Source organism: Streptomyces zaomyceticus (assembly GCF_014656215.1).
In the GTDB taxonomy this organism is placed as follows: Bacteria; Actinomycetota; Actinomycetes; order Streptomycetales; family Streptomycetaceae; genus Streptomyces; species Streptomyces zaomyceticus.
The window spans coordinates 40,555-65,860 of the sequence record NZ_BNBZ01000030.1 but is presented as its reverse complement, the minus strand read 5'-3'; the positions used below and the strand labels follow the sequence as shown (position 1 = coordinate 65,860).

Sequence of the window (25,306 nt, the reverse complement as noted above, 5' to 3'; positions counted from 1 at the left end):
GCACCGTCCTCGGGACAGGTGCCGGGCCCTCCGTACGGAGCTGGGTCAGAGCTTCTCGATCACGTAGTCGACGCAGGCCGTCAGGGCGCGCACGTCCGCCGGGTCGATCGCCGGGAACATCGCGATCCGCAGCTGGTTGCGGCCCAGCTTGCGGTACGGCTCGGTGTCCACGATCCCGTTGGCGCGCAGCACCTTGGCGACCGCCGCCGCGTCGATCTCGTCCGCGAAGTCGATCGTGCCGATGACCTGCGAGCGCTTCGCCGCGTCCGTGACGAACGGCGTCGCGTACTTGGACTCCTCGGCCCAGCCGTACAGCGCGTCCGAGGACTCCTTCGTCCGGGCCACGGCCCAGTCCAGACCGCCCTGGCCGTTGATCCACTTCAGCTGCTCGTTGAGCAGGAAGAGGGTCGAGAGCGCCGGGGTGTTGTACGTCTGGTTCTTCAGCGAGTTGTCGATCGCCGTCGGCAGCGAGAAGAACTCCGGGATGTGCCGGCCGGACTCGTGGATCTTCTTCGCGCGCTCCAGCGCCGCCGGGGAGAAGGCCGCGAGCCACAGGCCGCCCTCGGCGGCGAAGGACTTCTGCGGGGCGAAGTAGTAGACGTCGGTCTCGGTGATGTCGACCGGGAGACCGCCCGCGCCGGAGGTCGCGTCGACCAGGACCAGCGCGCCCTCGTCGGCGCCCGCGACCCGCTTCAGCGGGGCGGCGACACCGGTGGAGGTCTCGTTGTGCGTGTACGCGTAGACGTCGACGCCCGCCTCGGCCACCGGCTCCGGGTGGGTGCCCGGGTCGGAGGAGATCACGGTCGGCTCCGCCAGCCACGGGGCCAGCTTGGCGGCCTTCGCGAACTTGGAGGAGAACTCGCCGAAGGTGAGGTGCTGCGACTTGTTCTCGATGAGACCGTGGGTCGCGACGTCCCAGAAGGCGGTGGAGCCGCCGTTGCCCAGGATCACCTCGTAGCCCTCGGGGAGCGAGAAGAGGTCACGGATGCCGGTGCGTACCTCGCCGACCAGGTTCTTGACCGGAGCCTGGCGGTGGGACGTGCCGAGGAGAGAGGTGCCGGTGGCGGCCAGGGCGTCCAGCGCCTCCGTACGCACCTTGGAGGGGCCCGCGCCGAAACGGCCGTCGGCGGGCTTGATGTCAGCGGGAATCTGGATATCAGCCACGAGGCGGAGAGTATCGGGTCGGGAAGGGGCCGGTCGCCGGATGTCCGCCCGATGAGACGAGGACTGAGACATCCTGGCCTTGTGGGAACAGACGAGGAACGCTCCGGGGGGTCCGCCGCTCTGGCCGCCGCGCTGCGTGCCGCCGTCGCCGGAGAGGTCGACTTCTCGGCCGCGGCACGGGCCCTGGTGACGATGGACGCCTCCAACTACCGCCGTGTGCCGGTCGGTACGGTCGCGCCGCGGGACGCCGACGACGTGGCGGCGGTCCTGGAGGTGTGCCGGGCGCACGGGACGCCGGTGGTCGCGCGGGGCGGCGGTACGTCCATCGGGGGCCAGGCCACCGGCACGGGTGTCGTGCTCGACTTCACACGGCACATGGCGGGACTGGTGTCCCTGGACCCGGAGGAGCGGACGGCCGTCGTCCGGCCGGGGCTCGTCTTCGACCGGCTGCGGGAGGCGGCGCGGCCGTACGGGCTGACCTTCGGCCCGGATCCGTCGACGCACAGCCGCTGCACGCTCGGCGGCATGATCGGCAACAACGCCTGCGGGGCGCACTCGGTCGCCTGGGGCACCACGGCGGACAACGTGCGCTCGCTGGATGTGGTGAGCTACCGGGGCGCGCGGTTGACGCTCGGCCGGGAGGGGCGGGGGGCGCCGCCCGGACTGCTCGATCTCGTCGGACGGAATCTCGCTCCGCTGCGGACCGGCTATCCGGAGGGTTTGCCGCGCCGGATCTCCGGCTACGCGCTCGACGCGCTGCTGCCGGAGCGGGGCGTGGACGTGGCCCGCTCGTTCTGCGGCAGCGAGGGCACGCTGGGGGTGGTGACGGAGGCGACGGTACGGCTCGTTCCGCTGCCCGCGGAGCCGGTGCTCGTCGTCCTCGGGTACGCCGACGAGAGCGCGGCCGCGGAAGCGGCGGCCGGCCTCCTGCCGTACGGGCCGCTCACCGTGGAGGGGATGGCCGCCGATCTCGTCCGGGGCGCGGAGGGGCTGCCGAAGGGCGGGGCCTGGCTGTTCTGCGAGGCCGACGGGGAGGGCGCCGCCCGGCGCCTCGTACGGGCCGCGGACGCGCTCGACGCGACCGTGGTGAAGGATCCTGCCGGGCAGCGGGCGCTGTGGCGGATCCGGGAGGACGCGGCGGGCACCGCGACCCGGATGCCCGACGGCGTCGAGGCCTGGCCCGGCTGGGAGGACTGTGCGGTTCCGCCGGCCCGGCTGGGCGCGTACCTGCGGGAATTCCGTTCCCTGCTGGCCGAGTTCGGTCTCCGGGGAGTCCCGTACGGGCACTTCGGCGACGGCTGCGTCCACGTCCGGATCGACTTCGACCTGTGGACACAGAAGGGCGTACGGGAGTTCCGGAGGTTCTCGGAGGCGGTGGCGGACCTGGTGGTCGCCCACGGCGGCTCGCTCTCCGGGGAGCACGGCGACGGGCAGGCGCGGGCCGAACTCCTGCCCAGGATGTACGGGGAGGAGCTCGTCGGCCTGTTCGGCGCGGTCAAGGACGTGTGGGACCCCGACGGCGGTCTCAACCCCGGGATGCTCGTCCGCCCGCGCCCGCTCGACGAGGGCCTGCGCTTCACCGGGCTGCCGCTGGTGGGGGTGGGGAGGGAGGCCGCCCGGTGCGTGGGGGTGGCCAAGTGCAGGGTGGCGGGACCGGGTTCGGGGCCGGGTGTGATGTGCCCGTCCTACCGGGTGACGGGCGAGGAGAGGCACTCCACCCGGGGCCGGGCGCGCCTCCTGCACGAGATGGCGCTGGGCGAGGTCGTCACGGACGGCTGGCGTTCGGAGGAGGTGCGGGAGGCGCTCGACCTCTGTCTGTCCTGCAAGGGCTGCCGCAGCGACTGCCCGGTGGGCGTCGACATGGCCGCGTACAAGGCGGAGTTCCTGGACCGGCACTACGCGGGACCGCTCGGCGTCCTGCGCCGGCCCCGCTCGCACTGGACGATGGGCCGGCTGCCGCACTGGCTCGACCTCTTCGGGCGGGCGCTGAACCCGGCGATGGGGCTGCCGTTCGCGGCCCGTCTCGCGGGAGTGACACCGGAGCGGGCGATGCCGCGCGTGGCGGAACGGTCCTTCGTCTCGTGGTTCGCCGACCGGAGCTCGACCCGGTCGGCGGCCCTGACGCTCTGGCCGGACACGTTCACGGACCATCTGGCACCGCAGGTGGGACGGGCGGCGGTGCGGGTCCTGGAGGCGGCGGGACTGGGTGTCGCCCTGCCGCGGGGGCGGGTGTGCTGCGGGCTGACCTATGTGTCGACGGGGCAGCTGGGGGCGGCGCGCAGGGTGATGCGGCGGAGCCTGGACGTCCTGGAGGGGCGGCCGGAGGCGGGGGGCCCGGTCGTGGTCCTCGAACCCTCCTGCGCGGCGACCCTCCGCACCGACCTGCCGGAGCTGCTGCCGGACGATCCGAGGGCGGCCCGGCTCGCCGCGTCCGTCCGCACGTTCGCGGAGGTCCTGGAGTCGCTGGCCCCGGACTGGGAGCCGCCGCGGCTGGACCGCCCGGTCACCGGCCAGACCCACTGCCACCAGCACGCCGTCCTCGGCGACGCCGCCGACCGCCGCCTCCGTGAACGCGCGGGCCTCACGGGCACCCTGGCGGGCGGCTGCTGCGGTCTCGCGGGCAATTTCGGCTTCGAGCCGGGCCACTACGAGGTGTCGGTCGCCTGCGCGGAGGACCAGCTCCTCCCGGCGCTCTCCGCCGCCCCCTCGGCGGAGGTCCTCGCCGACGGCTTCTCCTGCCGGACCCAGATCGGGCACCTGACGGAGCGGCGGGGACGGCACCTGGCGGAGGTGCTGGCGGAGGCGATCGAGGAGGGTGCCGAGGCACCCCGGCTCTCCTGACGCCCGGTCGGGGCCGGTGGCCGGAAGAGCCGGGCCCTCGGTCGGACCTGCGGTCAGGAGAGCCTGACGCTCGCGATCCGGGAGCGGTAGATCCTGCCCTCGTAGCCGTAGTGGTCCAGGCCGCGGCGGTAGGTCGGCTTCCCGGCGGCGTCGAAGAACTGGACGTACTCGTTCCACCAGCCCGTCTCTCCCGGGTTCGTCTGGTCGATCGCCTGCACCCAGAAGGACTCGCCGTCGACGGCGCGCGAGAAGGACTTCACCCCGTAGCTGCCCGGCCGGATGTTCGTGAGCGCGAGGTTCGCCTTGTCGACGGTCCAGACGGCGCCCGCGCCGTTCAGCAGAAGTCGGTCCGGGTCGGTGAAGTCCATGTCGAGGCTGTGGCCCCAGAAAGGCGTGGTGTCGGACCACACGTGCTTCTGGACGAGTTCGAGGCGAGAGGTCCGGAGGCTGCCGGTGACGCGGTACTTGGCCAGCGTCCGCGCGCCCAGGGCGAACAGGTGCGAGCCGTCCCACCAGAGGCCGTGCGCGCCCGTGTAGGTGATGGTGTCGACCGCGGCGAGCGTGCCGGGGTCGTCCGCGTCGGTGGGGGCGTAGATCGTGAGGAAGCCGTCGTAGTCCACGGCGGCGGACTTCTGCGACGAGGCCACGACCACCACGCCGTGGCTGCGGATGTACTCGATCGCGTGCGGGTTGCCGTACGGGGTCGCCGACCACAGCAGGGCATCGTCGTCACCGAAGTTGACCATGCCGACCTTGCCGCCGGACGCGGTGACGAGGCACACCCAGCCGAAGCGGTCGGTCTCGCGGAAGCGCGCGTCGGAGAGCAGGCGCCAGGTGTTCTCGCCGTTCACGACGGACGTGGGCGCCGTCCACGACCAGCCCAGGTTCTTGGGCTCCCACGACTCGATCGCGCGGAACAGCATGACCTTGTTCTTCAGCTGCTCCGTCAGGAGCACGTCGTAGTTGCCCGCGGCATGCGCGGGCGTGGCGTTGGCGACGGACAGGAGCGGCGCCCCCACGGCCATCGCGGCGGCACTCTTCAGCAACGATCGGCGGTTCATGTGATCCCCCCCGGGATTTTTGGCAGGTCGGCCGTCAAATTAACAGGGCGGGCTCAGTCCCCGCTGACGATCTCGCGGGCCATCGTCACCAGGGCCGCCGTCGCCGGGTGCGGGAAGGCGTCCCGCCAGGCCAGGACCACCGGCAGCGGGGGTGCGTCGGGCAGGGGGAGGTAGGTGACGCCCGGATGCGGGTGCAGGGCCGCCGTGGAGGCGGAGGAGACGCCGACTCCCCGGCCGGCGGCGATCGCCGCGAGCCAGTCGTCGGTGTTGGCGACGGTGACGGTGGCGGCAGGGCGGGCGGCGGGGGGCCAGAGCATGAGGGTGGTCGTTCCCGAGACGGTGTTGAGGACGACGGTTCCTCCGGCGAGGTCGTCGAGGGTGAGCCGGGGCCGTTCGGCGAGCGGGCTGTCGGCCGGCACGGCGGCGACCCTGCCTTCGGTGGTGAGCTCCTCGGTGGCCAGCCCGGGCGCGTCGACCGGCCCTCTGAGCAGGGCGGCGTCCACCTCGCCCCGGGTGAGTCCGGCCGTGCGGTCGTCGATGCGGAGGAGTTCGAGCGGGGTCTCGGGGTGCTCGCGCTGCCAGCGGCGGAGCAGGGGCGTGGTGTACGGGCCGAAGGCCGACCAGGCGTGCCCGAGGCGCAGCGGCCGGTGGCGCAGTCTGGCCGGGTCGACGGCGGCCTCGAAGGCGGCGAGCGCGGCGGCGGCCCGGTCCTGGAAGGCGCGGCCCTCGGCGGTGAGGGCGAGGTGGTGGGTGGAGCGGTCGACGAGCCGGGCGCCGAGGTGCTGTTCCAGGGCGGCGAGCGTGCGGGAGACGGCGGGCTGGGTGAGGTGGAGCCGGGCGGCGGCCCTGGTGAGGCTGGATTGCTCGGCGATGGCGAGGAAGCAGCGGAGGTGACGCAGCTCGATGCTCATGCGTCCGGAGCATAACCGCAGCGCAATCGGCATTTCCGGTGCCGCGCGGGGGCTCGTAGCGTGAGAGGCGGACGCGATGGTTCCGGGCACCTGGAGAAGGACTGGTGCACTATCCTGGACCAGGAGTACAGTTCATTAAACCTAGCTGGTGTCGGTGTGGAGGAGCGGTCGGTGGACAGTCCGGTCAAGGAGATGCCCCCGGCGGCGGCCTCGAAGACGGCCCCCGCGGCGGTCGCGATCGGCGCGGGCGCGGCAGGCGCGGAGCCGGCCGGCGGCGCCCCCGCGGCCACCCGCGCGCGCGGCCTGGCGGGACACCGCCTCGCACCCGTGGCGCTCGTCGTCACCGGCGGGCTCTCCGTCCAGTTCGGATCGGCCCTCGCCGTGCTCCTCATGCCCCGCGCGGGCGCCCTCGGCGTCGTCACCCTGCGACTCGTACTCGCCGCCGCCGTCCTGATGATCGTCTGCCGCCCCCGGGTCCGCGGCTACGGCCGCGCGGACTGGGGCACCATCGTCGCCTTCGGCGCGGCCATGGCGGGGATGAACATCCTCTTCTACCAGGCGGCCGACCGGATCCCGCTGGGCGCCGCCGTGACCCTGGAGGTCCTCGGTCCGCTGATCCTCTCCGTGGTCGCCTCCCGCCGCCTGATGAACCTCCTCTGGGCGGGACTCGCCCTCGGCGGAGTCGTCCTGCTCAGCGGCGGCGGATTCGACCGCCTCGACCCGGTGGGCGCCGCGTTCGCGCTCGCGGCGGGCGCGATGTGGGCCGCCTACATCGTCTTCAGCGCCCGGACGGGCCGGCGCTTCCCACAGGCGGACGGGCTCGCGCTCGCGATGGTCTTCGCCGCCGTCCTCAGCCTGCCGCTGGGCATCGCGGAGGCGGGCGACAAGCTCCTCGTCCCGTCGACGATCGGCCTCGGCCTCGCCGTCGCGCTGATGTCCTCGGTCCTCCCGTACACCCTGGAACTCCTCGCCCTGCGCCGCCTGCCCGCACCCACCTTCGCGATCCTGATGAGCCTGGAACCCGCCATCGCGGCCACGGCCGGCTTCCTCGTCCTCAGCCAGGCCCTGTCGGTCACCGACGCCCTCGCGATCGCCCTCGTGATCGCGGCGAGCATGGGCGCGGTCAGGACCCAGGTGCGGGCGACGGCCCGGGACGCGAGAACCCCGAACCCGTAGGGGGCGTCCGGACCGGGCTCCTAGAATCCGCGGCATGATCGCCGAACTGCAGTGCGTCGTCCTCGACTGTTCCGCACCCCGCGAACTCGCCCGGTTCTACCGCGCGGTCCTGGGCGGGGAGGTCGACCGGCCGGACCGCCGCTGGGCCCTGGACGAGGCCTGGTCCACGCTCCACACACCCGGCGGTCTCGTCCTCTGCTTCCAGGGCGTCCCCGACCACCGTCCGCCGACCTGGCCGCACCCGGAACGCCCCCAGCAGTTCCACCTCGACTTCGGCGTCCCGAACCTGGACACGGCACACGAAGAGGTCCTGGCACAGGGCGCGACCCTCCTCGACGCGGGCGAGGACGCCCGCGGCTGGCGCGTCTACGCGGACCCGGCGGGCCACCCGTTCTGCCTGGTCCGGCACTGACGGAACCGGACCCCGGACCCCCGCCCCCTCCGCCGCGTCAGTCGAACCAGCGGTCCCTGGCCAGCTCCGCCGTCCTCGACGGGTCCTCCAGGAGCGCCGCCACCTCGAAGCGGCGGGGCCACTGGCCCGCCGCCCAGGCCAGGCCCGCCGCCACACCCTCCAGGGTGGACGCGTGGACGGTGCCGTCCGGAGTGCGGCGCCAGTCGAGTTCCGTGCCCGCCGCCCGCAGCTCCTCGTGCTCGATGTAGCCGGTGGGCGTCGACGGGCCCAGCAGGATACGGACCGAGTCCGGGACCTCGTGCTCCTCGCCCACCGTCGCGACCTCCGCCTCCACCGCCTCGCTCAGCCGCCTGACCTGGAACAGCTCCGCCAGGTCCGCCGCCCGCGCCGGGGACACCGGAAGCAGCGGCAGCCCCGCCGCCAGCGGCAGGAGGTCCGGGGCGTCCGCCACCATCGCCTCCGACGCGTCGACCACGACCACCGTGCCGTCGACCACCGCGCGCAGCTCGTCCGGCAGCGTCACCTGCTCCGGGTCCAGGTCCGCCAGGGCCGTGTAGAGGGCATGCAGCTGCGCGTCCGTGACCTCCCGCTCCGGGTCCGCCAGGCGCGTCAGGAGCTCCGCCGCCCCTCCCGGCTCGTCCAGGAGCGCCGCCACCGAGGTGCGTACGCCCAGGGCCCGGAGGACCTGCTCGTCCTCGAAGCCCGTCGCGTCGGCGGAGTCGTACAGGCCGATCAGGAGCGGGTCCGTGCCCGCCGCGCGCAGCCCGGCCGGCCGCCGGCCGTCCAGGACCGGGTGGTCGCGGAGCCACCAGGCCGTGTACGAGCGGACCGTCTCCGTCGTGCCGTCCGGCAGCAGCACCCGCACGGGCTGGGTCAGGGCGTCCCGCAGCGGCGGCTGCGCCAGGAGCGCGAGGGCCTGCGGCCAGGCGTCGTCGTCGACCAGGTCCAGATCCCGTACGGCCACGATCTCCGTCGCCACCGGCGGCACCGGCGACTCCGGCAGCCGGTCCAGGACGTCCTCGCACCACACGTCGACCGCGTCGAGGAGCCCGGCGTCGTCCGGCTCCGGGTAGTCGCCCTCGCGGGGCTCCACCTCGTCCGGGTCGAGCAGCAGATCGGTCGCGCGGACCAGCGCGAAGGTGGCCAGGACTCCACAGGCGGCGAGCGGCTGTTCGCCCCAGCGGCCGGCCAGGTCGGCGTCGACGAGGGCGAGTTCGTCCTCGCGCATGACGGCGGCGAAGGCCGAGCCCGGCATCACCAGCTCTCCCGCCGGGGAGAGCTCGCCGTCCTCGTCGGGAAGGGCCAGGGCGCCGAGCCAGGGCTCCTCGCCCGGGTCGAGCTCCGCGTCCCGGACCAGACCGAGGACCGTCTCGACCAGCTCGTCCGCGTCCAGCGTCTCCGCGTCCTCGTCCCAGATCTCGCCCGCGTCCAGGGAGGCCGCGACGGCCGCCCGCACCTGCGGCGTCGTCAGGACCGCGCGGGGCGTGGCGGGGAGCGCGCCCAGCTTCTCCAGAAGCGGATGGGCGGCATCGGGGTGGGCCACCTTCAACCCGAGCCGGGTCAGCTCGGCGGGGGTCCGGTCCTGCGGGAGGAGGACCTGCCGGGGGCCGACGGCCGTACGGATACGGCCCCGCCCGCCCGGGCCGGACGCCTGCTCCGCGTCGGACTCCGGCTCCGGCAGCCGCTCCGCCGCCGACTCCGGCACCGCCAGCGGCACCGGAAGGCCGGACAGCCGGTCCGGGTCCACGCCCGCGAGGGAGTCGTACAGGCGCCACCACCACGTCGGCGCCCGGTCCACCCCCGCCAGACGGTCGATGGCCTCGGTCAGGGGCACCCGGCCGACCCCGAGGGTCCGCAGCTCCGGACGCCGCTCGAGACCGGCCGGCAGGAGCGTCGGGAAGACCTCGGCGAGGACGCCGACCGTGTCCGCGCCCGCGCCCTCCGCGACCTCGGCCTCGATCGGGCGGAGCGCCGGAAGTTCCTCCGACGGGGCGGCCGGCGCCAGGAAGGCGACCCTCGGCAGCCGGTCGAGGATCGCCTCGCGCAGCGCCCCGTCGAGCGGGCCCTTGCCGAGCGGGCCGGGGACGAGATCGAGCGTCGCGGTCGTCACCGGCTGCCACTCCGCGAGGAGTTCGGCGTACGCGTCGGCCGCGCGCTGCACCAGGAAGTCGGTGAGCGGGCCCGGCGCCGGATGGCGGCGCGCGGTGTCGAGCGGCAGGGACGCGATGAGCAGGGCGGGGATGCCGAGCGGCTCGTCGGTGGGCGTCGGCGCGTGCACGACCGGGGTCGTACGCGGCCGGCGCGGGGCTCCCTCGGCGTCCACGGGGACGGCCCAGGTGACCGACCAGTGGGGGCGCAGGCGCTCCTCGACGGGGCGGTCCTTGAGCAGTTCGGCGTCGAGCGGGCCGCCGTGGGAGACGGTCCGCCAGCGGTGGGTGCCGGTGGCCGAGTCGACGATCCGCACATAGCCGTCGTCCTCGGAGCAACGGAGCGTCCGTACCCCTTCGGAGGTCTCCACGACGATCTCCGCGAGCCCCGGAAGAGTGAGGAGGAGCGCGTCGTCGACGGAGTCGAGGAGCCGCTCGGCCAGGTCACGGGCGGCGGTGTCGCGCAACGGGAGGACGACGACGGTGTCGTAGCCGTCGGGAGCGGTGCCCTCGGCGGGCAGCGGCAGCCTCAGCAGGGGTACGTGGCCGTCGCGGCGGCGCAGTTCGTCGCCGAGCCCCGGGCTGTACTGGGCGGATTCGGCGGCGAGTTCGCGGGCCTCCGCGAGCGACCAGCGGACACCGCCGTGCCGGCCGAGGACGGCGGGCTCGTCGGTCACCGCGAGGACCGCGGCGAAACCCACGCCGAAGCGTCCCACGGCGCCGTGGGCCTGCTGCTCCCGCTTGGCCGAGGCCCGGAGCGTCGACAGCGACTCGACGCCGGTGGCGTCCAGCGGGGCGCCGGTGTTGGCGGCGGCGAGGAGCGCGGGGCCCTCGTGATCCGCCGGGTGCAGGGTGAGGCGCAGCCGGCCGGTGACACCGGCACGGTGGGCCGCGTCGGCGGCGTTCTGGGCGAGCTCGACGACGAGGCGGTCCCGGTAGCCGCCGAGGGCGAGGTCCTCCTCGGCGTTGGCGTCCTCCCGGAACCGGGCGGGCGAGGCGCCCCAGGCGTCGAGCACACCCCGCCGCAGCCGTGCGGTGCCGAAGGGATCGGTTCCGTCGGTCGTCGTCCGGACGCTGACGCTCACGTCTGACTCCACTCTGCGGGGCGCTGGTACTGCCGGGTCGGCCCGAACCCTGAGGTCCGGCCCGGGCCCATGGGCCCGGGTGCCCGAAGGTACCGCGCTCCGGGCCGCGGCTCTCGCGGGGGCACGATGGGCGCGGGGGCGCGCGGAGGCGTTCGGACGGGGACACGGGCCGGGGGCGACTGCCCTGCCGGCCCGGGTGGTGGGCGGCTGCCCCACGGGACCGGGCGGTGGGCGCCCGCCCCACGGTCCTGGTTGTGCGCGCCCGCCCCACGGGCCTGGTTGTGCGCGCCCGCCCCACGGGCCTGGATGTGGGCGGCTGCCCCACGGGCCTGGTGGTGGGCGCCCGCCCCCACGGGCCTGGTGGTGGGCGGCTGCCCCACCGGGCCTGGTTGTGGGCAGCTGCCCCACGGGCCTGGATGTGGGCGCCCGCCCCACGGACCTGGTGGTGGGCGGCTGCCCCACCGGGCCTGGTTGTGGGCAGGCGTTCCGCGGGGCGGAACGGGTGGGCACAACCACCCGCGGCGCCGCACCCGTCGGCGCACCGTCCGCGCGGCGTTCAGGCGCGAGGGGCCTGGGCCCGGCAAGGGGCACCGTCCCGTGTGCCCACCCGTCCCGCCCCGCGGGACGATTGCCCACACGGCGGGGGGTGGACCAAGGCGTCGGGCACTGCCAGCGCGGACGCGGCGTACGCCGACGCGGCGCGGCGCCCGCTGAAGGAGCGCGGCGTAAACCGGCGCGGCGCAAGCCGACGCGGCGCGCCGCACGGCAGTCGGCGCCCACGGAGGGAGCGCGGCCCGCGCGAACGCGGCGCACGGCGGGAGCGCGGCCCGCGCGAACGCGGTGCGCACCGGTGCTACGAGTGGCCCAGGTCCTCCGACATCGCGTCCGGTTCCGTCGTCGAGCCGGAGTCCTTCGCCGGGCGGAGGGGGAAGGCGTCCGCCCCCATCGAGTCCAGGACCGGCGGCGCCGGCCGCGGGGGCTTCGGCATGATCGCGGCCTCCGAGTGGCCGCCGCAGCCGTAGGAGAGGGAGACGACCCGGCCGTCGGCCGGGGAGAACTCGTTGGCGCAGATGCCGAACGCCTGCTTCAGGGAGCCGGCCACCGGCACCAGGAAGGCGCAGGACTCACAGCTGGCCGGTGCGGCCTGGGCCATCGGCGTACGGGCGCCGAAGGCCTCGTCCCAGCGGTCGGCGGCCGTGTGGAGGCCGTACCGGGACAGGACCCGGGCCCGGCGCATGCCGAGCTCCTCGGCGACCGCGGCGATCGCGCCCCGCGAGGGGGTACGGGTGACGATCTCGGCGTCCTCGGCGTCCAGGTGGTCCGCCAGCTCCTCGGAGACCGCGGAGTTCGGCGGCGGGGCGTCCTCGCCCGAGTAGCCGGGCTCCAGGCGCAGGTCGTCCTGCTCGGTGGGCAGCAGGTCGCCGGGGCCCATGTCGCCGGGGCGCAGCCGCTCGCTCCACGGCACCCACTCGGGGGCGAGGAGGGCGTCGGAGCCGGGCAGCAGGACGGTTTCGTCGAGCGTGACGTTCTTGGCGCGGGAGGCCCTGGTGACCGTCACCGCCCAGCGCCAGCCCCGGTAGCCGGGTTCCTTGGATTCGAAGTAGTGGGTGACGACGCGGTCACCCTCGGCGACCGCCTCGACGTGTGCGCCGACGATCCCGGGGGCGGCCGCCTCCTCGGCGGCCTCCCGCGCGAGGTCTACGGCCTCGACGCACAGGCGGTCGGGGATACGCGTGGCTCGCGGGGTACGCGGGGTACCGCTTCGCGTCGTCGCAGCACTCACAGGTCTCGCTTCTCTCCTACGCCGTCTCACGGGTGCGCCGGCCGAGCGGCGGGAGCGAAGCCACGGGCGGCGGGCGGAGCGGACCTGTGGGCCGCATCGACGTCCGCGCACCCGACTTGTCTCGCGTGTCTCGGGCACACCTATCGCCATCCATTCTGCGGGATGCCGAAGAGGCGCGCGGCCGAGAGCTTCCGCCGGTGACGCGCTACGCACGCTACCCCGTTCGCGGGCCTCAGCCCACCTGCCCGTCCCAAGTGGCCCGGATCGCGGACGGCCGGCGAGGGGTGCCGGGCGGTCCGGAAGGGGAGTCGTGGCGGTCCGGCGGGCGGTCGGGAGGGTGCTCGTGAGGGTGGCCGGAATCGGGCCGCGGGGCGGGCCGGAAGGAGATTTTCGGACGGTCCGGAGGGTCTCCCCCGCCGCGCCACGGTTCGTCGGGCGTGCCGGTGGGGCACTATGACGGAGTGGCAGCCGCACGGTCCCCCGCACGATCCGAAGATCATGCCGGGCCGCTCCGCCGAGCGGGCCGGAGGGTCGGTCGCGCCCTGCACCTGCCGTTCACGGGCACCGCGAAGGGCATTCGCAAGGCCACGCACGCGCACGGCGCGGGCGAGTCCGGGCTCGGGAAACTGATCGAGCTGCACGCCGTGAACGGCGCCGGGGACGTCATGATCACCGTCGCCCTCGCCTCCACCGTCTTCTTCTCCGTGCCCACCGACGAGGCCCGCGGTCGCGTCGCCCTCTACCTGGCCGTCACGATGCTGCCCTTCACCCTGCTCGCCCCGGTGATCGGTCCGCTCCTGGACCGGATCCCGCACGGGCGTCGGGCGGCGATGGCGGGCGCGATGCTGACCCGGGCTGTGCTGGCGATCACGATGTCGACGGCGGTCGCCACCGGCGGCATCCAGCTGTATCCGGCGGCGCTGGGGGTCCTGGTGGCCTCGAAGGCGTACGGGGTGGTGCGCAGCGCGGTCGTGCCCCGGCTCCTGCCACCGGACTTCTCGCTCGTGAAGGCGAACTCGCGGGTGACCCTCGCCGGGCTGCTCGCGACCGGGATCGCCGCGCCCATCGGGGCGGGGCTCCAGGTCATCGGGCCTCCGTACCCGCTGTACGGGGCGTGCGTGCTGTTCCTGCTGGGGGCGTTCTGGGCGCTGCGGATGCCGCCCAAGGTGGACTCGGCGAAGGGTGAGCGGCGGGCGCATCTGCTGACGCACGGCGAGCGGAAGCCGAGTCTGCGGACGGTGGGCCCGTCGGTGCTGCACGGGCTGGAGGCGAACGCGGCGCAGCGGATGCTGTCGGGTTTCCTGATCTTCTTCCTGGCGTTTCTGCTGCGCGAGCACCCGTTGTCGGGGCAGAGCGCCGCCGTCTCCCTGGGGATCGTGGGCGTGGCGGCGGGTGTGGGCAACGCCTGCGGCACGGCGGCCGGCTCACTGCTGCGGGACCGCGGGCACGGCCCCGAAGTGATCATCGCCACCATGATCAGCGTGGTCTGCGCCACCGCGATCTGTACGGCGATCTTCTTCGGCGGGGCGATGGTGGCCGTCCTGGGCGCGGTCGCGGGCCTCACCCAGGCCCTGTCGAAGCTGTCCCTCGACGCCCTGATCCAGCGGGACGTGCCGGAGGTGGTGCGGACCTCCGCGTTCGCGCGCTCCGAGACGGCGCTGCAGGTGGCGTGGGTGGTGGGCGGCGCGATCGGCATCGCGCTGCCGCTGAACGGGACCCTGGGCATGGCGGTGGCGGCCGCGATCCTCGGCCTCGGCGCGCTCCTCTCCGTACGGGGCCTGCTCGCGGCGGCCCGGCGGCGGCCGGGGCCCAAGGGGCGGTCGAAGGCCCGGGTGGCGTAGCCGGGGCGGGGACGAGGGCCCCGGAACGTCCTCCTTCCGGTACCGGAGAGCGGCACGCCGTACCCCCGCGTGGCGCGGGCGCGGCGGCCCGATAGCCTTCGGCTCATGACCGTTGCGTTCTTCTCCGGCTCGCGCCGCCGGGCCGCCGTCGCCCTCGGGGCCGTCTCCGCCGGGCTCCTCGTACTCTCCGCCTGCGACAAGCCGACTCCGATCGCGACCGTCACGGTCGGGTCCGACTCGATCCACTCCGAGGCCGCCTGCTACAACAACGGCGACGCCATCAAGGAGTCGCAGATCCAGCAGTGCCTCAACAAGAAGGCCGAGAAGTCCATCACCGTGGCGATGGACGACAAGATCCGCTTCGGGGTCGACCCCGAGATCGCGGACAACGGCTGGACCATCTTCCTCGGCGGCCAGCAGGCCGAGCCCGAGCCGTACAAGAAGACGTACCGGACCATTCCGGCCAGCGCCTTCTTCTCCAGCCAGACCGGCGAGGCCACCGACAAGACCCAGGTGACCATCGTCGAGAACACCGGCAAGAAGCTGACCGGCATCTGGCACTTCCAGCTGAAGAAGGAATCCTGATCGTCCGGTGGTCCACCGGATCCTGATCGTGACGGCCGTGGCGGCGGAGGCGGACTCCGTCTCCGCCGGCCTCGCCCTCGGCGGCCCCGGCCTCCTCCCGCTGCCGGGGGGCCTCGCCCTGCGCCGCCACACCGGCCCGGACGGCGGGGGCCCGCTCGTCGACGTCCTCGTCGGCGGGGTCGGACCGGCCGCCGTGGCCGCCTCGACCGGGACCGCGCTCGCCCACGCCTCGCTCACGAGCCCGGGCAGCCCCTACGACCTCGTCGTCTCCGCCGGTATCGCCGGTGGATTCCAGCCCCTCGCACCCCTCGGGTCCGTCGTCGTCTCGACGTCGGTCGTCGCCGCCGACCTCGGCGCGGAAACCCCGGACGGGTACCTCACGGTCGAGGAGCTCGGCTTCGGGCGGTCCGCGCACCCCGTGCCGGACGCCCTCACCGGCCGGATCTCCGCCGCCCTGGGCGCCGGAGGCCTGCCGCACGCGGTGGCACCCGTCCTCACCGTCTCCACCGTCACCGGAACAGCGGGGCGCGCCGCCGAGCTGGCCGAGCGCCATCCCGGAGCCGCCGCCGAGGCGATGGAGGGCTTCGGTGTCGCCGAGGCCGCCGCCGCGTACGGCGTGCCCGTCGTCGAGATCCGTGCCGTGTCGAACGCCGTCGGCCCCCGCGACCGTGCCGCCTGGCGCATCGGCGAGGCCCTCGGCGCGCTCCGGCACACCTTCGAGCTGCTCAGTCGGACCGTCTTCCTGGAGCCCTCGCCGTGACCAAGCTGAAGATCGCCTACTCGCCCTGCCCGAACGACACCTTCGTCTTCGACGCCTGGGCCCACGGCCGGGTCGCCGGCGCCCCCCGGCTCGACGTGACCTTCGCCGACATCGACGTCACCAACGGCTGGGCCGAGAGCGGCGCCGACGACCACGACGTCCTGAAGGTGTCGTACGCCGTGCTGCCCTGGATCCTCGACGAGTACGCGCTGCTGCCCTGCGGCGGCGCCCTCGGCCGGGGCTGCGGGCCGCTCGTCCTCACCCGGGACACCGCGACCGGCGCCGACCTCGCGGGGAGGACGGTCGCGGTGCCGAGCGAGCGCTCGACCGCGTACCTGCTGTTCCGGCTGTGGGCGGCGGAGCAGGTGCCGGGCGGGGTCGGGAACGTCGTCGTGATGCCGTTCCACGAGATCATGCCCGCCGTCCGCGACGGCAAGGTCGACGCGGGGCTCGTCATCCACGAGGCCCGCTTCACGTACAGGAACTACGGGCTGCACTGCCTGGCCGACATGGGCGAGCACTGGGAGTCCACGACCGGTCTGCCGATCCCGCTCGGCGCGATCGTCGCCCGCCGCTCCCTCGGCTCCGAGACGCTGCTGCGGCTCGCCGACGCGGCCCGTACCTCGGTACGGATGGCCTGGGACGACCCGGCGGCCTCCCGCCCGTACGTCCTGGAGCACGCGCAGGAGATGGACCCGAAGGTGGCCGACCAGCACATCGGTCTCTACGTGAACGAGTTCACCGCCGACCTCGGCGAGCACGGCTACGCGGCGGTCCGCGGGCTGCTCACCCGCGCCGCGGCCGAGGGACTCGTACCGCCCCTCGGCCCGGACTCGCTCGCATTCCCGTAAGGGGCCCCGGAGGGCGGTCCTACACGTCCAGCTGGTCGGCGACCGCGCGCAGCAGGCCCGCGATCTTGGCGCCCTGCGCCTTGTCGGGGTAGCGGCCGCGCTCCAGCATCGGGGTGATGTTCTCCAGGAGCGTCGTCAGGTCCTGCACGATGGACGCCAGTTCGTCGGGCTTACGGCGCTGCGCCGCGGCGACGGACGGGGTCGGGTCGAGGATCGTGACGGACAGTGCCTGGTCGCCGCGCTGGCCTGCGACAACCCCGAACTCGACCCGCTGCCCCGGCTTCAGGGCGTCGACTCCGGCAGGGAGCACCGACGAGTGGACGAAGACGTCGCCGCCGTCGTCGCGGGAGAGAAAGCCGAAGCCCTTCTCGCTGTTGAACCATTTGACCTTGCCGGTAGGCACGTCTGTCCTCGTCCTCGTCCTCGTCGATGGGGATAGCAAACAGCGGGTCGACCGACCCGCCGCACCAGGCTAATGGTCCGGAGGCCGGTGACAAGACGTCGCCGATGTGTTCCTTCGGCCTGGGAACTACCCTGGCCGGATGCGTAGTGAAACCCCTGCCGCACAGGCGAACGACAGCGCTCCGGGTGACGGCCTCGTCAAGGCCGGTGTCGTCCTCTTCGCGATCGGCGCCGTGGCGACCCTGGTCACCGTGGCTCCGCTGTTCCTCGGCACGGACCCGTTCCCCACGGTGGCGTACACCGTCTCCATGCTGATGGGCGTCGGATTCGCCGTCGCCGCCGCCGGAGTGCTCCGCTCGATCGCGGCCCAGCGACGGCAGGCCCGGAGCGGCGCGGCCGCGCCGGTTCAGGCCAGGTAGCCCTCCCACCAGCGGCGGAAGTCCGTCAGGTCGTTCAGGACCACGTCCGCGCCGGCCTCCTGGAGCTCCTCGGGGGCGCACGGTCCGGTGGCGACGGCCACCGAGACGGCGCCCGCCGTCGCGGCGCCGCGGACGTCACCGACGTGGTCCCCGACGTACACCTGGGCGCCGTGGGCGCTCAGGGCCTCCGCCTTGCCCTCGGCCCACAGGCCGCCGACGACGGCGTCCGGCTCGATGCCGAGGTGCGCGAGGTGCAGCTCGGCGTGCGGGCCGTTCTTCGCGGTGACGACGACGGTGCGGCCGCCCGCCTCACGAACGGCCTGAATCGCATCCCGGGCGCCCGGCATCGGCGCCGAGGGCTCGATCGCGTACGCCGGGTAGAGCGCCCGGTAGCGGGCCACCATCTCCGTGACCCGCTCCTCGGGGACCCAGTGCGCCATCTCGTGCTCCAGCGGCGGGCCGAGACGGCTGACGACGAGGTCCGCGTCGACCGGCACGCCGGTCTCGGCCGAGAAGGCCTGCCAGGCGGCCTTGATGCCGGGGCGGGTGTCGATCAGCGTCAGATCGAGGTCGAAGCCGACGGTCGGCGCGGGCGTGGGCGGGGTCGGGGGCGTGGTCGCGGAGGTCGTCATAAGAGCCATTCTGGGGGACCTCCGGCCCAGGTGTTCGAATATGGGTGCTGCTTACACTGAGCCAAGCCTTACCGAACCCGCACCGTCCGACACCCGTACCGTCCGGCACCCGCGTCGCCCGGCACCCGGCACAGCCCGGTACCCCGCACCGCCGGACACCCCGCACCACTCGATGGGTCCTGATGCCAGCCGCTTTCCGTTCCAGACGGGTCCTCGCGACCTCGGCGGCTCTCGTCGCCCTGCTCCTCGCCGTCCTCCTCAGCCTCGCCGTCGGCGCCCGCGCCATCGCCCCCTCCACGGTCCTCGACGCCCTGCTGCACGGCGGTACGAGCCCCGACGCCGAGGTCGTACGGCAGCTCCGCGTCCCCCGCACCCTCATCGGGCTGATGGTCGGCGCGGCGCTCGCGCTCGCCGGCACCGCCCTCCAGGGCATCACCCGCAACCCGATCGCCGACCCCGGCATCCTCGGCATCAGCCAGGGCTCCTCCGTCGGCGTCGTCCTCGCCATCGCCTTCTTCGGGGTGCACACCCTCACCGGATACGTGTGGTTCGCCTTCGCGGGCGCCGCGCTCGCCGCGGTCGCCGTCCACGCCGTCGCCTCCAGCGGGCGCGGCGGGGCCACCCCCGTGAAGCTGGCGCTCGGCGGTGCCGCGATCAACGCACTGCTGCTCTCCGTCACCACCGGCATCCTCACCACCAAGGCCTCCGCGCTCGACGAGTTCCGGTTCTGGCAGATCGGCTCCCTCGACGGGCGCGACGCCCAGATCGTCGGACAGATCTGGCCCTTCCTGCTGCTCGGCGCGGTCCTCGTGATCTCCGTGGCACGCGGGCTCGACGCGCTCGCGCTCGGCGAGGACGTCGCCAAGGGGCTCGGGCAGCGGGTCGCGACGGTACGGATCGTGGGCGGGATCGGTGCGACCGTCCTCACCGGCGCGGGCGTGGCCGCCGCCGGACCCATCGCCTTCGTCGGCCTCGCCGTCCCGCACATCGCACGGGCCGTCGTCGGCTCCGACCACCGCTGGGTGCTGCCGATGGCCGCGATCACCGGCCCGGTGATGCTGCTCGTCGCGGATGTCGCCGGGCGGATCGTGTTCCCGCCGGGCGAGGTGCCCGCCGGGGTGATGACGGCGCTGATCGGGGTGCCGTTCCTGGTCACTCTCGTACGCCGGAAGGCGGTGCCCGCGTGAGTGCGACCACCGTCCCCCGTCCCGCGAAGGCCGGACCGCGACCCGCCGGGTACGGGCTCGTCCGCGCCCGGGGCGCCAGCTTCCTGGTCCACCGGCGCTCGGCGTTCGTCGCCGCGGGCCTGCTGCTGCTCCTCGCCGCGTCCTCCGTCGCGTACCTCTGCGTCGGCGAGCGCTTCGTCGGCCCCTCCGAGGTCGTACGGATCCTGCTCGGACAGCCCTCGCCCTCGACGTTCGTCGTGGAGGAGCTGCGCGAGCCCCGGCTCGTCGTCGCCCTCGCCGTCGGCGCCGCGTTCGGCGTCGCCGGCGCCCTCATCCAGACCGTCGCCCGCAACCCGCTCGCCAGCCCCGACATCATCGGCATCAGCCAGGGCGCCGGGGCGGTCACCGTCGCCGCGATGACCTTCGGCATCGGCTCGTACGCCGTGCTGCCGTACCTCTCGATCGCCGGCGGTGTCCTCGCCGCCGCACTCGTCTACGTGTTCGCGTGGCGCGGCGGGCTGCACGCGACCCGCTTCGTCCTCATCGGGATCGGCTTCGCGATCGCGCTGCGGTCCCTCACCACCCTCTTCATGACCAAGGGCGACTTCCTCGTCGCCCAGCAGGCCCAGATCTGGATGACCGGCTCGCTCAACGGCCGCGGCTGGGAGGAGTCCGCCCCCCTCCGCTGGACGCTGCTGCTCCTGCTGCCCGCCGTGCTGTGGGCGGCCCGCGCCCAGCGGACCGTCTCCCTCGACGACGACACGGCCACGGCGCTCGGCGCCCGGCTCGGGCGGGTCCGGCTCGGGCTCGTCGCGGTCGGTGTCGTCCTCGCGTCCGTGGCGACCGGAGTCGCGGGCCCGGTCGACTTCGTGGCGCTCCTCGCGCCGCAGATCGCCCGCCGCATGACCCGCACCGCGCAGATCCCGCTGCTCACCTCGGCGCTCACCGGTGCCGCGGTCGTCGTCCTCGCCGATCTGCTCGGCCGGCGGCTCCTCTCCCCCGTCGAACTGCCGGTGGGAGTCCTCACGGCGGCGGTCGGCGCCCCGTATCTGATCTGGCTCATCGTCCGGAGCCGTACGGAAGGCAAGGCATGACCAGCAGGCTGACCGCGCGCGAGCTGACGCTCGCCTACGAGGACCGCACCGTCGTCCACGAGCTGGACCTCGCGATCCCCGACGGCAGGGTGACCGTGATCGTCGGACCCAACGCCTGCGGCAAGTCCACCACCCTCCGGGCGCTCGGCCGGCTCCTCAAGCCGGCGGGCGGCTCCGTCCTGCTCGACGGCGAGGAACTGGCGAAGCTCCCGACCAAGCGGATCGCCCGCTCCGTCGGACTGCTCCCGCAGACCCCCGTCGCGCCCGAGGCGATCACCGTCGCCGACCTGGTCTCCCGGGGCCGCCAGCCGCATCAGGCCTGGTGGAAGCAGTGGTCGGAGGAGGACGAGCGGGCCGTCACCGACGCCATGGAGCGCACGGACGTCGCCGCGCTCGCCGACCGGCCCGTCGACGCGCTCTCCGGCGGCCAGCGGCAGCGGGTGTGGATCGCGATGGCCCTCGCCCAGGAGACGGAACTGCTGCTGCTCGACGAGCCCACCACCTACCTGGACATCTCCCACCAGGTGGAGGTCCTCGACCTGGTCCGCCGCCTCAACCGGCTGCGCGGCCGCACGGTCGTCCTCGTCCTTCACGACCTGAACCAGGCGGCCCGGTACGCCGACCACCTGGTCGCGATGAAGGCGGGCCGGGTGGTGGCGGAGGGCCCGCCGGAGAAGATCGTGACGGAGGAGCTCGTCCGGGACGTCTTCGGGCTGCGGTCGGTGGTCGTGCCCGATCCGGTGACGGGGTCACCGCTGGTGGTGCCGGGGGCACCGTGGCACGCGGGGCGGGAGACGGAGGAGACGGCGGGAGTTTCATCGGTCTGAGGGGACGCCAGTGGCCTGCGGCGGGACTCCAGCGGCCCGAGGCGGAGACTCCCGTGGCCTGGGGCGGGACGGCACTGGGCGACTGCGGGACCCCGCCGGGGGCGACACGGTGCTCGGTGGGTCTGCCGGGCCGCCGGGCCGACACCGGGCTCGGCGCGCCTGCCCAACCGCCGGGCCGACACGAGGCTCGGCCCCTGCCGGAACGGCCGGGCCGACACGGTGTTCGGCGGGCCCGCAGCCGCCGGAGCGAGACCGTGCGCGGTGGGACTGCCGGATCGCGGGGCCGACACCGGGCTCAGCGCGGCTGTCCGACCGCCGGAGCGACACCGTGCTCGGCGCCTGCCGGGCCGCCCGGGCCGACACGGTGTTCGGCGGGCCCGCAGCCGCCGGGGCGACACCGTGCTCAGCGTCTGCGGGAGCGCCAGAGGAGGAACAGGGCCGAGGCGACGGCCGCGCCGCGGAGCACCCAGGGCCAGGTCTCCGAGACCGCCGCGCCCATCGCCTCGCCGCCCGCCGCCACCGGGGCTCCCCAGCGGCCCTCCACCCGGCCCCAGAGCCAGGCGACGCCCGACGCGGCGGCCAGGCCCGGGATCACCAGGACGGCAGCCCTGACCTCACCGGGGGTCAGCCGGCGCGAGGCGTACGCGATGAGCCAGCCCGCGGCCAGGGCGACCAGCGAGCCGAAGGCCGCGCCACCGAGCAGGAGCAGTGCGGCGAGCAGGACGAAGGGGTTCGCGAGGCGGAGGCGGGAGACCGGCGCCGCCTCGGGCTCCGCCTCGGTCCGCGGTGCCGCCTCGGTCGCCCCGGGCCCGCGGCGGAGCAGGACACGGGCGAGGCGGCGGCGCTTCCCGGGGGCGGGGGCCGCATCCTCGGCCCCGTCCTCGGCCCCGGCCTCGTCGGCGACGGGCTCCTTGAACAGGTCCGGGCGCTCGACCCCGCCCACGAACCCCGGCAGGCCCTCGGCGGCGTCCTCCAGCAGCCACCAGTCCGACACGCCGTCGCCGGCCGCGCCGGCGCCCGGCGCGTCGAACCCGGTCGTGTCGGCGACGGCTCCGTCCGTGCGTGAACCCTCGACGCCGCCGGACACCGGCTCGGCCGACGCGGTCCTGTCGCGGGACCGACGGGCGCCCGGCAGCCACCCGACGCCCTTCCGCTCCCGCGTCCGCTCCTTCGACGGCTCCTTCGGCCGCTCCCCCTCACGGGGCTTCGGCACCGGCTTGCCCACCGGCTTCCGCGCCTGCTTCGGCGCAGGTGAGGGCGGAGCCGGGGGTGTCGGCGCCGCGCCCGGGCCCTCCGCCCGTTCCACCACCTCGTCCGGGGTGCCGAGCGCGCCGAGGATGTTCCGTACCGCCGCGGTGCTCTCCTCGCCGTGCGTGGCACGGCGGCGGTCGATCTCGTTCCTGAGGGTCGACACCAGCCGCATCCGGTCGCTCGCCGGCAGCTGCCGTTGCTGTGCCAGATCGCCGACCCGGCTCAGATAGTCGTAGACCAACTGGTCGCTCTCGATCCCCACGATGCCCCTCCACGGCCGGTTCGCCCGGTACGGCCCGACGTTAGCGCCTGCGCAGCGGCTAACGTGGGGCGGATGGGGATCGGTGAGCTCGACCGGGAGGCGCACGTGCCCGAGGTAACTGGCGCCGCCGCGGCGCCCCGCACACTCGCCGAGGCGCTGCGCGCCCGGGGCGACGAGGGGCTCGCCACGCTGTTGCGGGCACGGCCCGACCTGCTGAACCCCGTGCCGAACGACCTGACGCAGCTGGCGACGCGCGCCGGTACGCGAGGTTCGGTGGTGCGCGCCCTGGAGCGGCTCGACCGTTTCGCCCTCCAGACGGCCGAGGCTCTCGCCGTGGCCCCGGACCCCGCCCCGTACCCCGTACTCCTGGCGCTGCTCACCGGCACCGAGGGCGATCCGGAGATCGAGGCGGCGCTGCCGGGCGCGGTGGCGCTGCTGCGCGAGCAGGCGCTCGTGTGGGGCGAGGACGACCGGCTGCGGCTGGTGCGGACGGCGCGGGAGCTGCTCGCGCCTTCGGCGCAGCACCCGTCGCCGACGGGTCTCGGGCCGACGGTGGCCGAGGCGACGTCCGGGATGTCGCCGGGCCGGGTGCAGGAGATCATCGCGGCGGCCGGTCTGTCCGCGACGCACGATCCGGTGTCGGCGGTGGCGGGGCTGACGGGGCTGTTCACGGACCGGTCCCGGATGGACGCGCTCCTCGACATGGCGTCCCCGGACGCGCTGGCCGTGCTCGACCGGCTGGTGTGGGGTCCGCCGTACGGCGAGGTGACGGCGAACCCGGCGCCTCCGGTGCGCTGGCTGCGCGACCGGGGTCTGCTGCTTCCGGTGTCGCCGCGGACGATGGTGCTGCCGCGCGAGGTGGCGCTGCATCTGCGGGGCGGGCGGGCGCACCGGGCGCCGGAGCCGCTGGCGCCGGAGTTGGGGGTGCAGCGCGAGTACCGCCCACAGGTTGTGGACAACGCGGCGGCCGGGCAGGCACAGCTGGCGCTCGCGACGGTCGAGGAGCTGCTGAAGTCCTGGGACCGGGGCGGGCCGCAGGTGCTGCGCGCGGGCGGTCTGGCCGTACGGGACCTCAGACGGACCGCCGCCGCCCTCGACGTCCCCGAGGAGACGGCCGCCTTCTGGCTGGAGCTCTGCTACGCGGCGGGGCTGCTGGCCTCGGACGGCGAGGCGGACGAGCGGTACGCGCCGACGCCCGCCTACGACGACTGGCTGGACCTGCCGCCCGCCGAACGCTGGGCCGTGCTCGTCACGCCCTGGCTCACCGCGACCCGTACACCGGGGCTGGTCGGCGGCCAGGACGCCAAGGGCCGGACGCTCTCGGTCCTCGGCCCCGACCTGGACCGCGCGGCGGCGCCCGAGGTCCGGCACCGGGTCCTCGGCCTCCTCGCGACCCTGCCGCCGGGTTCGGCGGTGGAGCCCGAGTCGCTCTTCGCCCGGCTCCGCTGGGAACGGCCGCTGAGGGGAGCGGCGCAGGCCCGCGCGGAGGACGCGGAGGCGCAGGCCGGGAACGTGCCCGGCGATCTGCGGTCGCGGCTGGCCCGCTGGACTCTCGCCGAGGCGGAACTGCTGGGGCTCACCGGGCGGGGCGCCCTGTCGGGGCCCGCGCGGGCGCTGCTGAACCTCCCGCTCGCGGAGGCGGCGTCCGCCGCCGAACCGGGCGGGGGCGTCGAGCTGACCGTGGCCGCGGGCAGGGCGGCGACGCTGCTGGCACCGCTGCTGCCCGAGGCCGTCGACCACGTACTCCTCCAGGCCGACCTGACGGCGGTCGCGCCGGGGCCGCTGCGCCGCCCGCTGGCCGACGCGCTCGCCGTGCTCGCGGACGTGGAATCGAAGGGTGGCGCGACGGTCTACCGGTTCACGCCCGGATCCGTCCGGCGCGCGCTCGACTCCGGGCAGACGGCCACCGACCTGCACGAGTTCCTCAAGGCGCACTCCCGGACGCCCGTCCCGCAGCCGCTCGCGTACCTCGTCGACGACGTGGCACGGCGCCACGGCCACCTGCGGGTGGGCGCGGCGTCCGCGTATGTGCGCTGCGACGACGACACGGTCCTCGGCGAGATCCTGGCGGACCGCCGCTCCTCGTCCCTGGGCCTCCGCAGGATCGCGCCGACGGTGCTCGCGGCGCAGACGGACCCGGCGTCGCTGCTCGAAGGACTGCGGTCGATGGGGTACGCGCCGGCCGCCGAGTCGGCCGAGGGCGACGTCCTGATCACCCGCGCGGACGCGTACCGCACGGGGGCCCGCACGGCCCCGGTCCCGGTACCGGACGGACCGCCGGCCCCCGACGCGACCCTGCTGGGCGCGGCGGTCCGCGCGATCCGCGCGGGCGACCGGGCGGCGACGGCGGTGCGCAAGGAGCCGGCCGTCCCGACGGCCGCGGGCACGCTGCCGCGCACCTCGGCGGCGGAGACCCTGGCGACGGTCCAGGCGGCCGCGATGACGGGCTCGGCGGTCTGGATCGGCTATGTGAACGCGGAGGGCGCGGCGAGTCAGCGGGTCATCGCCCCGGTCCGTGTGGAGGGCGGTTTCGTGACGGGCTACGACCACACGGCCGACGAGGTCCGCACGTATCCGCTGCACCGCATCACGGGCGTGGCGGAACTCGCGGACGACCAGGTGTAGCGGGGCACGCC

20 protein-coding genes are annotated in these 25,306 nt (G+C 74.7%); 12 read left to right on the top strand and 8 right to left on the bottom strand.

What is annotated here, in order from left to right:
- Positions 1-45: 45 nt before the first annotated feature.
- Positions 46-1,164: a phosphoserine transaminase gene (gene serC / locus IE311_RS29530; RefSeq protein WP_189834892.1), complete on the bottom strand. Its 1,119-nt coding sequence runs from the start codon at positions 1,162-1,164 to the stop codon at positions 46-48.
- A gap of 51 nt (positions 1,165-1,215) precedes the next feature.
- Between serC and IE311_RS29525 the strand changes: the two genes are divergently transcribed.
- Positions 1,216-4,005, top strand: coding sequence for an FAD-binding and (Fe-S)-binding domain-containing protein (locus IE311_RS29525; RefSeq protein ID WP_189834891.1), 2,790 nt, complete (start codon positions 1,216-1,218; stop codon positions 4,003-4,005).
- A 53-nt stretch (positions 4,006-4,058) separates the two neighbouring features.
- Here the strand turns inward: IE311_RS29525 and IE311_RS29520 are convergent, their stop codons facing one another.
- Together IE311_RS29520 and IE311_RS29515 are read right to left on the bottom strand one after the other, a co-directional pair.
- A complete protein-coding gene (locus IE311_RS29520) occupies positions 4,059-5,066 on the bottom strand; it encodes a hypothetical protein (protein ID WP_189834890.1) in 1,008 nt (335 codons plus the stop codon).
- 53 nt (positions 5,067-5,119) lie between these two features.
- Complete coding sequence (locus IE311_RS29515; protein ID WP_229902241.1) at positions 5,120-5,977, bottom strand: LysR family transcriptional regulator; 858 nt, start codon at positions 5,975-5,977, stop codon at positions 5,120-5,122.
- 192 nt (positions 5,978-6,169) lie between these two features.
- Here IE311_RS29515 and IE311_RS29510 point away from each other — a divergent pair, with 192 nt between their 5' ends.
- Together IE311_RS29510 and IE311_RS29505 are read left to right on the top strand one after the other, a co-directional pair.
- A complete protein-coding gene (locus IE311_RS29510) occupies positions 6,170-7,153 on the top strand; it encodes an EamA family transporter (protein WP_189834916.1) in 984 nt (327 codons plus the stop codon).
- A 34-nt stretch (positions 7,154-7,187) separates the two neighbouring features.
- Positions 7,188-7,565: a VOC family protein gene (locus IE311_RS29505; RefSeq protein ID WP_189834888.1), complete on the top strand. Its 378-nt coding sequence runs from the start codon at positions 7,188-7,190 to the stop codon at positions 7,563-7,565.
- A gap of 37 nt (positions 7,566-7,602) precedes the next feature.
- On the opposite strand, the gene IE311_RS29500 is transcribed toward IE311_RS29505, so the two are convergent.
- Together IE311_RS29500 and IE311_RS29495 are read right to left on the bottom strand one after the other, a co-directional pair.
- Positions 7,603-10,809, bottom strand: a complete 3,207-nt coding sequence (locus IE311_RS29500; protein WP_189834887.1) for a sacsin N-terminal ATP-binding-like domain-containing protein — start codon at positions 10,807-10,809, stop codon at positions 7,603-7,605.
- 841 nt (positions 10,810-11,650) lie between these two features.
- A complete protein-coding gene (locus IE311_RS29495) occupies positions 11,651-12,580 on the bottom strand; it encodes a DUF3027 domain-containing protein (protein WP_189834886.1) in 930 nt (309 codons plus the stop codon).
- Between the two features lie 461 nt (positions 12,581-13,041).
- Between IE311_RS29495 and IE311_RS29490 the strand changes: the two genes are divergently transcribed.
- From IE311_RS29490 to IE311_RS29475, 4 genes are all read left to right on the top strand, one after another.
- Complete coding sequence (locus IE311_RS29490) at positions 13,042-14,421, top strand: MFS transporter (protein ID WP_229902240.1); 1,380 nt, start codon at positions 13,042-13,044, stop codon at positions 14,419-14,421.
- Between the two features lie 105 nt (positions 14,422-14,526).
- On the top strand, positions 14,527-15,006 hold the full coding sequence (locus IE311_RS29485) for a DUF2771 domain-containing protein (RefSeq protein WP_189834884.1): 480 nt from the start codon (positions 14,527-14,529) through the stop codon (positions 15,004-15,006).
- Between the two features lie 7 nt (positions 15,007-15,013).
- Positions 15,014-15,766: a futalosine hydrolase gene (locus IE311_RS29480; protein WP_189834883.1), complete on the top strand. Its 753-nt coding sequence runs from the start codon at positions 15,014-15,016 to the stop codon at positions 15,764-15,766.
- Entirely contained in the window at positions 15,763-16,617 is an 855-nt protein-coding gene (locus IE311_RS29475; protein ID WP_189834882.1) for a 1,4-dihydroxy-6-naphthoate synthase, read from the top strand. Before IE311_RS29480 ends, IE311_RS29475 begins: the two co-directional genes overlap by 4 nt.
- 19 nt (positions 16,618-16,636) lie before the next feature.
- On the opposite strand, the gene IE311_RS37240 is transcribed toward IE311_RS29475, so the two are convergent.
- Complete coding sequence (locus IE311_RS37240) at positions 16,637-17,020, bottom strand: cold-shock protein (RefSeq protein ID WP_015035334.1); 384 nt, start codon at positions 17,018-17,020, stop codon at positions 16,637-16,639.
- 139 nt (positions 17,021-17,159) lie between these two features.
- Here IE311_RS37240 and IE311_RS29465 point away from each other — a divergent pair, with 139 nt between their 5' ends.
- Positions 17,160-17,438, top strand: a complete 279-nt coding sequence (locus IE311_RS29465; RefSeq protein ID WP_189834881.1) for a hypothetical protein — start codon at positions 17,160-17,162, stop codon at positions 17,436-17,438.
- On the opposite strand, the gene IE311_RS29460 is transcribed toward IE311_RS29465, so the two are convergent.
- Positions 17,426-18,079, bottom strand: a complete 654-nt coding sequence (locus IE311_RS29460; RefSeq protein ID WP_189834880.1) for an HAD family hydrolase — start codon at positions 18,077-18,079, stop codon at positions 17,426-17,428. The genes IE311_RS29465 and IE311_RS29460 overlap by 13 nt on opposite strands.
- Before the next feature lie 173 nt (positions 18,080-18,252).
- Between IE311_RS29460 and IE311_RS29455 the strand changes: the two genes are divergently transcribed.
- Genes IE311_RS29455 through IE311_RS29445 form a run of 3 tightly spaced genes read left to right on the top strand, consistent with a single transcriptional unit; the run spans position 18,253 to position 21,157 of the window.
- A complete protein-coding gene (locus tag IE311_RS29455; protein WP_189834879.1) occupies positions 18,253-19,257 on the top strand; it encodes a FecCD family ABC transporter permease in 1,005 nt (334 codons plus the stop codon).
- Complete coding sequence (locus IE311_RS29450; protein ID WP_189834878.1) at positions 19,254-20,330, top strand: FecCD family ABC transporter permease; 1,077 nt, start codon at positions 19,254-19,256, stop codon at positions 20,328-20,330. Before IE311_RS29455 ends, IE311_RS29450 begins: the two co-directional genes overlap by 4 nt.
- Positions 20,327-21,157 (top strand): ABC transporter ATP-binding protein, encoded by an 831-nt coding sequence (locus IE311_RS29445; RefSeq protein WP_189834877.1) that lies wholly within the window; start codon positions 20,327-20,329, stop codon positions 21,155-21,157. Before IE311_RS29450 ends, IE311_RS29445 begins: the two co-directional genes overlap by 4 nt.
- Before the next feature lie 403 nt (positions 21,158-21,560).
- Here IE311_RS29445 and IE311_RS29440 read toward each other — a convergent pair whose 3' ends face one another.
- A complete protein-coding gene (locus tag IE311_RS29440) occupies positions 21,561-22,670 on the bottom strand; it encodes a hypothetical protein (protein ID WP_189834876.1) in 1,110 nt (369 codons plus the stop codon).
- Between the two features lie 72 nt (positions 22,671-22,742).
- On the opposite strand from IE311_RS29440, the gene IE311_RS29435 reads away from it, so the two are divergent.
- On the top strand, positions 22,743-25,295 hold the full coding sequence (locus IE311_RS29435; protein WP_189834875.1) for a helicase C-terminal domain-containing protein: 2,553 nt from the start codon (positions 22,743-22,745) through the stop codon (positions 25,293-25,295).
- Positions 25,296-25,306: the final 11 nt, after the last annotated feature.